General features: G+C 51.9%; 10 protein-coding genes. 4 read left to right on the forward strand and 6 right to left on the reverse strand.

The window, feature by feature from the left end; all coding sequences use genetic code 11:
- The coding region (locus KOO63_16835; GenBank protein ID MBU8923483.1) for a hypothetical protein at positions 1 to 364 on the forward strand (364 nt) is incomplete at its 5' end.
- Positions 365 to 424: 60 nt separating this feature from the next.
- Here the strand turns inward: KOO63_16835 and KOO63_16840 are convergent.
- Genes KOO63_16840 through KOO63_16855 form a run of 4 tightly spaced genes read right to left on the reverse strand, consistent with a single transcriptional unit; the run spans position 425 to position 5,064 of the window.
- Complete coding sequence (locus KOO63_16840) at positions 425 to 1,174, reverse strand: LytTR family DNA-binding domain-containing protein (GenBank protein ID MBU8923484.1); 750 nt, start codon at positions 1,172 to 1,174, stop codon at positions 425 to 427.
- A 32-nt stretch (positions 1,175 to 1,206) separates the two neighbouring features.
- Positions 1,207 to 2,265 (reverse strand): histidine kinase, encoded by a 1,059-nt coding sequence (locus KOO63_16845; protein ID MBU8923485.1) that lies wholly within the window; start codon positions 2,263 to 2,265, stop codon positions 1,207 to 1,209.
- Positions 2,265 to 3,260 carry a tetratricopeptide repeat protein gene (locus tag KOO63_16850; GenBank protein MBU8923486.1) on the reverse strand — a complete coding sequence of 332 codons (996 nt, stop codon included), beginning with the start codon at positions 3,258 to 3,260 and terminating at the stop codon, positions 2,265 to 2,267. The genes KOO63_16845 and KOO63_16850 overlap by 1 nt, the downstream gene beginning before the upstream one ends.
- A gap of 49 nt (positions 3,261 to 3,309) precedes the next feature.
- Positions 3,310 to 5,064, reverse strand: coding sequence for a CocE/NonD family hydrolase (locus KOO63_16855; protein MBU8923487.1), 1,755 nt, complete (start codon positions 5,062 to 5,064; stop codon positions 3,310 to 3,312).
- Positions 5,065 to 5,487: 423 nt separating this feature from the next.
- On the opposite strand from KOO63_16855, the gene KOO63_16860 reads away from it, so the two are divergent.
- From KOO63_16860 to KOO63_16870, 3 genes are all read left to right on the forward strand, one after another.
- Positions 5,488 to 6,207 carry a choice-of-anchor N protein gene (locus tag KOO63_16860; GenBank protein MBU8923488.1) on the forward strand — a complete coding sequence of 240 codons (720 nt, stop codon included), beginning with the start codon at positions 5,488 to 5,490 and terminating at the stop codon, positions 6,205 to 6,207.
- Positions 6,208 to 6,498: 291 nt separating this feature from the next.
- The gene (locus KOO63_16865; protein MBU8923489.1) at positions 6,499 to 8,718 is read left to right on the forward strand and encodes a T9SS type A sorting domain-containing protein; all 2,220 of its coding nucleotides are present in this window, start codon (positions 6,499 to 6,501) and stop codon (positions 8,716 to 8,718) included.
- 86 nt (positions 8,719 to 8,804) lie between these two features.
- The gene (locus tag KOO63_16870) at positions 8,805 to 9,455 is read left to right on the forward strand and encodes a hypothetical protein (protein ID MBU8923490.1); all 651 of its coding nucleotides are present in this window, start codon (positions 8,805 to 8,807) and stop codon (positions 9,453 to 9,455) included.
- 127 nt (positions 9,456 to 9,582) lie between these two features.
- Here the strand turns inward: KOO63_16870 and KOO63_16875 are convergent, their stop codons facing one another.
- Positions 9,583 to 12,210 (reverse strand): T9SS type A sorting domain-containing protein, encoded by a 2,628-nt coding sequence (locus KOO63_16875; protein MBU8923491.1) that lies wholly within the window; start codon positions 12,208 to 12,210, stop codon positions 9,583 to 9,585.
- Positions 12,211 to 12,764: 554 nt separating this feature from the next.
- Entirely contained in the window at positions 12,765 to 13,418 is a 654-nt protein-coding gene (locus KOO63_16880; protein MBU8923492.1) for a hypothetical protein, read from the reverse strand.
- Positions 13,419 to 13,565: the final 147 nt, after the last annotated feature.

The following is a 13,565-nucleotide window of genomic DNA, read 5'->3' on the forward strand; positions in this document are numbered from 1 at the left end:
ATTGATCGCCGGGTGCTGCGATGAATGTAAGACACCGGTCGAACCGAGAGACCCCCTCCCTGGAAGCTGGGAGTGCGTGCGGTACATAACAAACAGCGTTCCGCAACCTGGAAACATCGGTCAGCTGATGACCTTCTACAGCAACGGGACCGGAGGCGTGGGTACTCCAGATAACCTGATGATGCAGCCATTCACCTGGGTTTCCGCAGAAGAAAAAGTCTACCTGGAAGTCGAAGAGATGGGGATTGCGACTGGTTTTAACTACACAATTTCAGGCGACACCCTGTATATGGACGCAAGTGCCAGTTTTTTCGGAGGCTCTCTCATGGAAATCGAGGCGGATTATATAAGATGGTATGAGTAGGCGGCTGCACTGAAGTGAACAGGGGACAATCTCCCAGGCTGACATAATGGCCGCGCGTGGTCAGGAATTCAGCCCCAGGCGTCCCTTGCTCTGCCGACTGACGGGAAGTTCTGTCTTCTTTTTGTCCTTCATCCTCGCGACGTATGCTCCACTGAACATCCTCGCGAATTCATCGACATGAGCCAGATTGATGATCGACGATCTGTGTATCCTTACAAAATCATCCGGAGGCAATTCTTCTTCCAGTTCCTTAAGAGTCTTTGTCAGCAGGTAACTGCTGTCGGCCGTAAACAGTTCGACGTACTTGCCTCCGGCTGTAAGGAAGAATATATCTTCGATATCAATAAACTTTACCCTGTCACCCGTTTTGACCTGTATCCGGCGGGTCGAAGAGCGGCCCATCCGCAGCATCATCCTTTTCAATTGATCTCGAAGTTTGTTCTCACCTTCGCTTGTGATCCTGCCGAGCTTGTCGATCGCTTTCTCAAGTCTTTCCGGATCTACAGGCTTCAGGAGGTAGTCTATCGAGTTGGTCTCAAAAGCTTTCAGGGCATACTGGTCGTATGCTGTCGAAAAGATGACAAGAGGGAGGTACTCCAACTTCTCGAGGACCTCAAAACCTGTCATGCCGGGCATCTGTATATCGAGAAAGACAAGGTCGGGTCGCAGGCTTTCTATCAATTCAAGGGCTTCATTTCCATCATTCGCTTCGCCTATGATCTCGATGACTCCGCCAAACGGTTCGAGGAGTCTGCGAAGACGCTTGATCGCCAGAACTTCGTCATCTATCAGTATCGTCCTGAAACTCATTTCTCTCCTGGTCCCGCGCGCGTGTCCCGCGTCTATAACGTCGATGGTATCTCTATGACGATAGAGACTCCTCCCTCTGTCGAGAGATCAAAAGTGTGCCTGTCCCCATAGAGAAGTTCAAGTCTTTCCCTGACGCTGCTGATGCCGAAACCTTCAGGAACGGTGAAAGCATCGAATCCCGGACCCGTATCGACGATCCCGACGCGGCATCGGCCCTCAGACTGCCGACACTCTATTGTGATACTGCCTCCGTCTTTCTCTGGAGCTACACCGTACTTGATACTGTTTTCCACAAGGGGTTGCAGAAGCATGCCGGGAAACCGGCAGGGCGCTGATGCGTCATCTGCCCTGATCGAATACTCGAGCCTTTCCCCGAGACGTACCTTTTCGATCTCGAGGTATGATTCGATGAATCTCAGTTCATCTCCGAGAGTCACAAACTCTTCGGATGCCGCTTTGAGCGTATACTGAAAGATGTTTGAAAGTTTCTGGACCATCTCTTCGGCTCTCTTTGGATCATCGGGGATAAGACTGGCAATAGAGTTGAGCGTGTTAAACAGAAAATGAGGATTCGTCTTCGCCCTGAGCGCCTCGAGTTCGGCTCTCATCTTCAATTGTACAAGCTTCTGTTCGTTGATCTCCTTTTCGGCGAGTTTCCTGGCAGTCTCCTCAAGCCTCTCGCGAACACTGTAGTAGGTGAAGAGAGAAATGCCAAAAACGTTTGAAAGAACAGCCACGACAAACAGAAAATAGAATGGATGTGAGATATGGAATGGGAACAGTACAGAATTGATCCCCCAGCCGATCAGGCCGCCGATAATGCCAGAGACTGTATAAAGAAGCATCAGGGCGGCAAGCCTCAGCAACGAATTCCTTATCCTCTCCGTGTCGAACATCGATCCCAGGATCATCCCGGGAAACGCGATCGAGATAGCGAGGATGAAATTACCGGCGATCTCCACCAGCCACTTTCTGAGGTCCGGCGTAAACTCGAATATCGAGATAATCAATGTTATCCCCAGGACCGCGCCCAGGAGAGTCCTGATATTCCGCAGGCATAATGCCTCTTTCACCCTGTCTATTGCCGTCATCAGTCTTTCGCTGCTTTCTTTGCGGCTTCAAGCGATTTCCTGTAGTTCTTCTCGTCAGGATTCATCTCTATTGCAGTCTCATATTCACTGACAGCCAGTTTTATGTCACCCTTTATTTCATAAAGCATCCCGAGCCTCCAGTGCGCCGCGTCATGTCCAGGAACTCCCGGGTGGACCTCACGCTTCAGATAATCAAACATCGATTCTATCCCCCTGTCCAGGCGGCTGCCGGAATATACTGCCGTCCGGCCGATCTGATAGAGGCAGTCGATGGCATCGGGATCCGACTTCAACGCCTGTTCGAAGGTCGCAAACGCGTTGTCATAATCCTTGATCTTCTGGTAGAGCATTCCAAGGGCATACAATACTTCGACATCGCCGGGATTCAATGACAGATACTCGGTGAACTCGGCTATGGCAAGATCGTACTTCTCTTCCTTCACATACACCTGTGCCATCAACGAATGCGCGTGTCGGGGACTGTATTTACTGATTACCTCGATCTGCGCCTTCGCCTTCTTTCTGCTGCCTCCTCCGATCGATGGAGCATTCAGATAGTAACTCGCCAGGTAGATCCTCGCTTCAATATTCATTGGGTCGAGATCGACCGATTTCTTCAGGGAATCAAGCACTCGTCCCGACAGTATCCCTTTTTCGAAATATGAAGCTTTCTGAAGTTTTTCCAGATTCGCTCGAGCGTACCATAAGTGATATTCCGCGTTCTCCCTGTCAAGCGAGACCGCCTGCTTCAGGTACTCGACCGAATCGTCCACCTTCCCCTTCACCAGGTCGATCCTTCCGAGGTAATAGCAGGCTTCATCATCCGTATCGTCGATCTCCAGAAACCGGATGTAACACTCCCTCGCCTCGTCGAACTCGCCCTTCTCAAAATGTTCAGCCGCTTTTTCCCTGTCGCACGGAACAGCCGCGCATATCGCCCCTGCAATCACCAGCATTGACAGTATCGTCAGAAATATGGCCCCAGATGTTTTCATGATTCCTCCTTTAACAGATGGTCAGTTTGCATACATGTATCCAGCCAGATTACCGTCCAGGCCGGACGCCTTCGTCCATCACGGGAAGTACGATGTGAGACGGATACTTTTTCCCGTGGTATATCTTCTGTCTTGTCTTCTTCAGGACAGCGGCCCTCAAGGGGTCTTCCCCTGTGTTCGGGTTTCGGTCATACTTTGGAAAGTTGCTGCTCGATATTTCGACACGAAGCCTGTTGCCCGCTTTGATCAGGATTGCAGTCGATCCCATCGCTATGTTCATCCCGTATACTTTCCCCGGCTCAAGCAGTTCCCTATCCGGCCCTCCGTTTCGCCAGCTCGCGCGGACGATACCTTCCTCGATTATCCTGGCATATCCGTCCTCCCTTACTTCGACAAGCTTTGCCGTAAAATCTGTATCCAGCCCTTCCGTCGAGACATATATCCGTGCCTCGATCGCGCCGATTATCTCCATGTCATCCTCCAATGGCTCGGAAGTGTATACGAGTACATCGTCGCGTCTTTCAATGTCGCGCTGGTCCTTCACTCCGACCAGGTGGAGCATGAAGTGCATGTTCGCTCCGCCATTCGTGGGTACCGGGTCCATTGGATCGAAGGTGAAGGTATCGAAAGAAGCATCATCGAGCGGCAGGCAGGACAGGCTGCCGTCCCCGTCCAGACTGTTCGCGCCCGACATGCTGCTGAAAAAGAATTTTCGGGGCTTCGAAGCTACGGGTGGCCATTGATCGAACCCCCTCCACTCATCCGCGCCCATGACGAAGAGAGTGACCCGGTCCTTTTCCGAGAGGTCATTCTTCATCCCTCTCAGGGTCATGTCGAACCACTTCTTCGACAGTTCCATCAATCCGGCTCTTCCCATGACGCTCTGTGGGCCGAAGTCCTCATCGCCTGCTTCAGTAAATGTCGAATAGAACTGATCATGAAACCATGGACCTACGATCAGCAGCTGCCCCTTCCTGCCCGCGGCGTCAATACCCCGGTAGACTCCCAGGGCAGATTCGGCCACGAAATCCAGCCATCCAGTCATATGCAGTGCCGGGATCTCGATGTCTTCAGGCCTGTATACATCAAGTTCTTCCAACTCGTATTTCTCATTCCATATCCTGCTGTCTATGCCGACTGATTTGAACGCGTCCAGGATGGGCAGGTACTCGAACATCTCGTCGATCTCGTAATCGTTCATATTTCGGTTGGTCAGTGATTCCTCGTGAAGGATCCACGGTATGCTGAGCATTATATGGTTCGCGCCGCCGCATGTGATCTGACCCTCTGATCCGAGCCATCCGGAGACAGGGAAGATCGAACGGAGTCCCGGGTGTCCCTTACTGGCCAGTATCAACTGAGAGAAAGCCAGATAAGATGAACCCCACATGCCGATCTTTCCGTTACACCATGGCTGTTCCATTATCCAGTCCAGCGTGGCCATCCCGTCGGCCAACTCATTTACAAAAGGAAGATAATCACCTCCGGAAGCGAACTTCCCCCTGGCATCCTGGATCAGGACCGCATAACCACCGGCGGCCCAGAACTCGGCCTCTACTCTAAGCTGGCGTTTGCCGTAAGGCGTCCTTACGAGGATCACCGGAAACACATCTCCAGCCTCAGGTAGATACAACGCGCCAGACAGTTCCACACCGTCACGCATCGGTATCATGACCTGTTCGGTCTGGATCATGTTCCCTACCTGCTCATCAGCCGCCTGCAGATCCGCATCGAGCGAACAGACCAGCATAGACAGAACGACCGATGCCCCGATCGCCCACCTGCCTGTAAGACTTCTCATCATTCTCACCATCCTCCCGGCTCTCTGCCGGATACTGCCGACCAACTGCCGGCTGAACTTAAATTCCGGGTGTGTTCTGAAACGCCACACCTGTCAAGGTCTACACAGAGATTACGCATTGAATAGAATTACGACCACGGCTACCCGACCAATGGACCGATTCAGGGTATGAACGGCATTACAGAGGAATGAATGACATGCCGGAAAACGGGGTAGTTCTCGAGCCATTTGACATGCTGAATGTGTCGGAGGTTTTTACACATTTCTGAACGGGAAACTCCCCCAATTCAAAACCCACCATAACTCTTGTAATATCAAGCAGATACGGCGGCTTGCCGGGTGGCATGCAGATTGCAGCATAATAGGATGGAATTAGTGTTATTTGAGGGGTTTGTAAAAAATTTCGACACGGACGAGGTAAAAACAATGAAAAAGATGACCATTCTTACACTGACGATCATGATGACAGGCCTGCTTGCGGGCTCCGCTCTTGCGGTCCCGAGGCTTCAGACCTACATCGTGGATTCTGAATTCTACGGCAATTTTCAGCACGTCGAGGAGGATGTCTGGGTAACGACAGCCAGGAACTTCGATTTGAAGGTCGTCGGTTACTGGGCGTCGGCCGATATTGACGACAGCAAACTGACAAACTCATTTGACGTTCTCAAGAGTCCCATGGCATACGATCAGATGGATACATACCTGGTCATAAGCGTCCCTACCGGCCAGTCGGGAACGGTCTGGATCAATGGGGTCGAGATCAATTCCTTCTATAACTATGGTGATCCCGGGCTGGCTGGCTCCGCCCCTTCCTGGTATACAAAGACTCTGCTGCCGAGCCTGAAAAACTACAATTTCTATCATGCGGGATCGCTCGATAATGACGATGTGAACGCGTGGCACTATGATCATGGTATAATCCACGAGCCGGGTTGGGGAGACGAGATGCTTTTCGATTTCGTCGTAAGCGGATTCGACTGGACCCATGTCGATGCTGTCGGAAGAGATTCCTTTGGCAAACTTCACAAGGCTCCGCACTCTCACGACTCGAGTTACTTCGCCACTCCAGAGCCCGGCACTCTGAGCCTGCTCGGCCTCGGGCTTCTCGGAATAGCGCCTCTGCTCAGAAAGAAAAAGAGTAACTGATCGGATGATCACTGGTTATTTTGAAGGCGGATCCGCACAGGCGAGTCCGCCTTTTTTCTGTAGACTCTGATGCCCAACCTCCTTTCATCACACCTCTTGCTCCAGTCCCAAGCCGGGTATTGAGTTGACTTTATGGGCTAATCTATGCTATAATGGCAGTCTGAATCAGCAACAATATGTTCGAGTCACAACGATCAGATCGTATCGTTGCTGATAGAGGGAAATTCCGATATTGGAACCCCTCCTCAATCAACTGTGGTGGACAAGCTTTGGAAATAGGAGGCTAACATCGTGAGAAAAGCATCGATTCTCTCCCTGATCCTGTTCTGCGTCGTTCTTGCACTCTCACCCCTTTCACATGCGGCAACCGTCATCATGAATGACAACGGGTTCCTCTATACCGATGGAGCATTCCCCGTGAGCAGCATGGGGGACATCTTCGGTGGAGTCGGATTTATCAGTTCGACCAATCCCGCCCTGAACGTCGACCTTACATCGAACGAGATGACATGGAGCCTCACCGGGCTCTCGGTCTCCGACCAGTTTGCCGTCGGTTCGAGGTACTACACTAATTTTACTGGTGGAAAGATCCTGATCGCGGTCGATCCCATGATGAACGCGGATTATGGCATCCACCCGCCGAATGCCACCGTTCCCATGACATTCGAGGATGGAGACATCTTTCTCAAGGGAATCGTGACAGCATCATACATGACGTACGATGCCGACAGGCAGTTCGGCGTGATCGTCATGCTTGTGAATTTCACTACGGGCATGGGTATGGAAGATATCGGCGAGCCGAACGGAAATATCGTCGAGTATACTTTCGGCCCGGACGATCCAAACATTCCTGCCGGGTTCAACCTTCAGGCGATCGGCAATATCCAGGTCCCCGCGCTTTGTACCGTAAAAGGAAATGTCAGCTTCGAATATAACCCTGAGACCTGTGTCAAATGCGAAGGCATCACCCTGCTCGATCTTCTCTATACCGGCGTCGGCGACCTGTCGAGCCTGGAGATAACGGGCGGCGTTCAGTATGAGATCATCGGCGACCATCTTATACTCACTCCCGGAGCTCTCGATGAAAAACTGCCGGGCAACGTAAAGATAACAGTCGGCCTGGCAGAGACCGACATTCACACTTCCTGTTCACGGCCGATAACTGTCGGAAATGTCATCGACAAATTCACCGTTGTTCAGGTCGAAAAGATATTGATCCCCTGTGAAGAAGCGAACTGTAACAGCATGAACCGTCTCCGCCTGCGATATCACGGCCTCGGAGACCCGTCCTGCGCTGTCGTTTCAGATGGTGCTTACGCTACATGGGATGGAGAATTCCTGAGTATCCTTCCCTCGGGGGACGAGCTGAGGGGCAATACGACCATCACGATCGGAACGGACGTAGCGACAATTCATACGTCCTGCTCACAGCCTCTCGAACCAGGCTTCGTGTTCGGCGAATATGAAGTCGTTGAAGTCGGAGCGATCTTCCTCGGAGCCGGGGATGATACCTCACCGACCAGTGGCCCGGTAGTCGGTGTCACGGTCGACCTTGTTGACGGTGAAGGAAGCTCCCACTCTACCATGACCGACGAACTCGGCGATTACGTTTTCTTTGACGTAGCGTGCGATTCGATATCGGTCAGCGTTATCGCGCCGCTTGGATACTATCCTCTCACTCCGACTGAGGTGGATGTAGTCTGCGGCCCGGGTGAAGAAGCGATCGTCGACTTTGTGTTCGAGCGCCTCGCTACCCAGGACAAACCGAGAAGCACGGGCTTCTGGAAGCACCAGATAGTCAGCGCTTTGAAGGGCAAGCAGAAAGGTGTTCAGGTCCCCGCGGACGAGCTCCTTTCCTGTTTCGAGTTCATTCATACACGATTCGACAAGTATTTCGAAATATTCACGCCTGTCCTGACACTGGAGGACTTCAACAGCATCATCTCGCTGAAGAAACCGACGATGTTCGAGAAGGCACGAAAAGAATTCGCGGGGTTGCTGCTGAACACCGTTTCCGGCAGACTCGCTACCTGGCAGTTCGTCAGTCCCGACCAGGCCAATGTAAGTCAGGCCATAACGTATGTGTCGCAGCTTCTCATGAGCGATAACGAGACAAACTTTGAAATGGCCAAATATATCGCCGAGACGATCAACCACGACGAACTGGTCGACGCGAATCTTATTCCTCTGGATATCGGGTATATCGCGTATCGCAGAGGGGCCGATCTTCCAGGATCGATAGCCCGCGCGAGCAATTATCCTAACCCGTTCAATCCCGCGACGACGATCAACTACGATCTGAAAACAGCCCTGCCGGTCACCCTTGCCGTGTATAACGTAGCCGGCCAGAAGATCAGGCAGCTGATCACGGGTGAGATGCAGAACGGTTACAACACTGTCCAGTGGGACGGAACGGACGACCGGGGAAACCAGATCTCTTCTGGAGTCTATTTCTACCGCCTGAAAGCAGGAGATGAAGTCGTTACACACCGTATGGTGCTGCTCAGGTAATTAAATTCCATTTCCGGGTGTCCGGTCTTCCTCGCGGGCCGGGCACCCGAGATCTTTCTGCGATGGAGCAGGAATCGGAGGCATTTATGAAGAATATGCTCATTGTTATTATCGTGGGGCTTGTCATCTCGCCGCTGGCCCTTTCTGCCCAGGAACAGATAGAAGCATTCGGAGCGGGTTACTTTACCGCGCCCGAGGCCTCGGGGACCCTTGTGACGACCGTCGCGTTTCTCGAGCCTCCGGTCGGATTCAGTTATCCGTTCCCGGTCGATTTCGTGAATTACGAGTACACTCTCTATTTCCAGACAACGATCGCCAGCGTCGTATCGAACATCCCGTTCTCGATAGATTATTACTATGATGACGGTGACTTTTTCATTTACGAGGATCCACTGAAAGACGGCGACTACGGAGTGACTCCTCCTAACGCGACAGCACCTTCGACATTCCAGAACGGAACACTGATTCTCCAGGGAACATTGACCAACCTGGAGAGATATGACGATCCGTTCGGATTCATGCCTCCCGTGATGGTGGCGGACTGCACCTTCACCGGCGGCTCCAGGCTCGGTGATCTGGCTGCTCCCAATCCCTGGATAATGCATGGAGGGATGGACATCACTCCGGGAACATACCCGTCAGGATACCAGCAGGCATGGACCATGAAGTTCTTTTTTACGGGAACTGTAGGCGCAGAAAATTCGACATGGGGCGCGATCAAGGCTCTGATCAAATAGGAACGCAGGGTCAAGGTCCTGTTCAAATAATAACGCCGCGATAGCGGCTGCCTGCGCGGACCTCCCCGGCCTGTATGAAACAGACCGGGGAGTTTTCTTGTGCCCAGATCGAAACAGCAGAAGAACGTCACCGGAGCAGGACCATTTTTCGCGTATCGGTGAACTCAGGAGTCATGATGCGGTAGAAATAGACTCCGCTCGCGACTCTGTGTCCTCCATCGGTCGTGCCATCCCAGTCTACCGTATACTTTCCCGCATCCTGATAGCCTGTGACAAGAGTCTTGACCAATGCTCCCCGCACATCGTACACGCGCAGGCTTACGTTGGTCGCGTTCATCAGGCTGTAACGGATCATGGTATTCGGATTGAAGGGGTTGGGGTAGTTGTTCTCCAGTGCGAAACTCAGCTCTGGAGTCTCATCTTCCTGACTGTCGACGTCGGTATAACGTCCGGTCGTCACGAAGATATACTCGCGGACAGTACCGACTTTGAAGGGCGGAAGGGCGCTTATATCGAACTGCAGTTCGATGGTCTCACCGGGAGACAGAAGCGCCGGCTCAGCAGTCACTTCCTGCCCAAGCCTTCCAGCAAGTGTGCCGTCCTTCGAATGATTGGCAGACACAAGGGAAACGGCGTGGGTCCTGCCCATGAACTCCTCGGCCGCGCGCAGGTCGATAACGTCGATCGTATAGAACTCGTCCCAGGCATACCGAAGGACGAACTCGCGGCCCGCTTCGATATACTCACTCGCGACACTTGTCGCCTGGAGACCGGGGTTCCGGCGGGCGTCTTCCTCGCCGATGAATTCCCATCCCCCGTCGGCGTCCTGTACGTAGATCTTGAGTTTCTTGTCACGATTCTCAAGGTCGTCTGCCGACGCGGTCATGTTATCCCGTTCTTCATTCTCTTTGGGGATTTCCCGTGCGAAGGCTACGAAATTGGATACCTGTTCCGCTGTCAGTCTGCCGAAGCTGACATCGATATATCCGCTCTCATTAGATTCATAAGGGACATCGTCACGAGTCTCGACCAGACCTGTGATGTCCTGGGCATTGTGGTCCCTTGCCCAGTTGATCGCGAAGGGCTGACCGACCGTCAGGATGGTCCCATCGTCTTTGACGTGAACAGGCTCTTTCGCGTCATGATCTACAGCGATTATTCGGAAATCACTGAAGGTACTGACCTGATTACCTTCCTCGTTGATCTTGAAGAGGAGCTTCCCGCCGTCAGCGACAACATTTTTCCTTATCTTGTAGTACTCGGTGATGTCCTCGGTAATGTTCGCTCCGTCACAGGCAGCCAGGATCGTATTATCCAGCTCATACGACTCTCCATTCCAGACATGGAGGGCAGGGCAGGTGATGATCGTCCTGTCCTTGATCCTGATAAACCCGTCCTCGAGAGTCAGATCGGCAGTATGGTATCCGAAAGGGGAATCCATGGCATACCTGACTTCGTTTCCAGGCGTGTCGTAGAATGAGATGAACATCGTATCCCCTACCGCCATCGCGTGTCTCTTCTGGAATCGGAGCTTGAAGACGGTCGCGGGCAGATCCGAGGGGTCGTAGTCGGTGAAAAGGCTGCTGTTCAGCTGGACCACCGTAGTGTCGAAGATGTCTACGATTCCGTTGGGCGCTGAGAATCCCGCTACGGCGACTACTCCCACAAAAGAGATGTCGTCCGCAGGGAACTCGGCCCAGAACTCGAAATCATTGACCGGTACGTTCGAATCCATGACTACCGGCACATCGTATGTAGTAGCCGATGTGTAGTAGGCGACCGCTCCGATATCGGCCTCGGCGACATGGTCCTCGATGTTGATCGAGTTACCAGCGTGGTACGGGGTGGTGTGCTGGCCGCACTCGTTCAACCTTTCGATGTACGGAAGATCGATATCCGTAGAGATCAAGTCGTCTCCCGTCTCCATCCCGAAATACAGGGTGAAGGCCGTAACGGTCGCTCCAACGTCCATGAGAGGATTAGTGTCCGGTAATTCCACGATGATAGTATCACCGGATGTGGACACGTTTATAACGCCACCATTGAGTCCCGGTCCCGGAGAGATCGAGTCGAAATGGATGACTGCATCGTCATAAACAAATCTGGCCGCAAGAAGCTGCCCCGGTGAACTCTGGTGAAAAAAGAAGTCCATCGGGATCCGCTGCTCGCCCGGATACGCGCGAGTGTAGTCGAGGTAAGCGAACTGAGTCATATAGCTATCATAGGAGGTCTTTACAGAGCCATCCACCCGAAGCGGCGCGTACGAAATGTTGTGTGAGTTGTAATAGTTGATGTCGTTTCCATCGAGGAAGTCGATATCAGCTTCGGAGCCATACCCGTAGCACTGCACCGCGAATCTCAGGTACGTGATGGGCTCACCGGCAGGCACTTCGAATTCGGTAGTGTTATAGATCGTGTAGTGGACCGAATCGGCACCTATAGTAAAGTCCAGCGTCGCGGTACCAGGGATACCGGGACCCTCGATCACATCGAGAAGCGTCAGTTCCGTGGCATCCCATGTGATCCGGTTCTGTATGTAACCAGCAGTCGAATCGCTGTGGAAGTAGACCGCTACGTCTACCGTGTCGAGGGGAAATACCCCCGTGATCTTCTGGATCTCGAAGGTCGAACCGGAGTCGGCCCAGGCCTTCAACATGTCTCTGTCACCGCCGTCTATGTCGATCTCGGCCTGCGCTACGATGAACGAGCCGAAGACGATAACGGCGATGATCAGGGGAAGACGAAAACGTGCCATGAAATTCTCCTTTCTTTCTGCCTTACGGCAGATGCTGACACTAGTGGCGGATTTATACAGAGAATTTGTGACAGGTGTGGACGCACCTCTCCACCGAGCCTGAGGAGGCACACGACACCCATTGCCGACAGCCATCGGACACATCGAAATACATACGGCCTTGCTCATGCCATCGGGTTTCTGTTCTCTGTGAATCTGTAGGGCTATATTAGGATGGCAGTAATGGTCGTGTCAACATCTATATAGTTAATTCTTCATTATATTTATTCGGAATGCTGTCTCTGCCTGTCATTACAGTCATATCGCACGCTCTAGAGATTTTTTTAATAATGTAATATTTCATTTACACGCCCGTGACCTATTCCAGCAATTACTCACATCCAGGCTATGGAATGACTGGAGTTTTTCATAAAACGTTGAAAAATATGGGGCCAAAGCGTGGAATCATAATGTGATACGAAGTAAGGGAATGACTACATTGTAAACGATAGATTGCTTTCGTGTTTATGCCCTGGCAGGAAAGCGAGTCTGGCTTATCAGTAAAACACACATCGTCATCCAGGCTCGTCACTTTTTCTCACTGCATGAATAAAAACGATCACGCCCGATAAAAGACCGATCGAAAATATCTCCCATCGAAAAGAATCTGGCACATCCTGAGCGATTACCACGTCGATATTGGTCAGGAATGATCCAATGATGACCAGTCCAGCAACCACTTCCAGTATCCAGTGTCTCCTGGAAATACGGACAGGCCTGTTCTGGCTTTCTCGAAGCCATACAAGAACACCGGAACCGATCAAACATATTGAAACGAGTACCGGGGCGATTACCGGGCCGATCCATGGCAGCGGGATCAGAAATAGCAGATCCCAGTCCAATAGGCCGGCAGGCCAATCCAGCGAAAGTTTTAAGAATACGTAGTAAAATATATCCCATACCCCAAAGGCGATCATAAATCCCGCAAATCGTCCTAAAGAACTCTTTGCAGACAGCCAGCCGATCGCAGCCAATATTATGATCGTTGAGGTTTCCCGCACCAATTCTATGACTAGAATATTAGAAGGAAGCATTTTCAGCGGAAAACAGAATCCTTCAGGATAGTAAAGCTCCCGCAAATAAATCACGACAGCCGCTTCCAGAAAAGCCATGGCAATGGAAAAAGCGATGACCGCAGTCAGCGGTTTTTTTGGAAAACTATCGTTCATGTATTTCGCAGGCTACAATCAGCCGACTGAAAAAGTAACTCATTCGATCGTGTCGCGATTTCCCATACATTCCAACTATGCGGCCTGAGGACTAGACACTATAGATCCGGCTGGACCCCTTGATTTTCGTGGGTTAGTCTGGGACTA

The organism is Candidatus Latescibacterota bacterium, assembly GCA_019038625.1.
Classification (GTDB): Bacteria; Krumholzibacteriota; Krumholzibacteriia; order Krumholzibacteriales; family Krumholzibacteriaceae; genus JAGLYV01.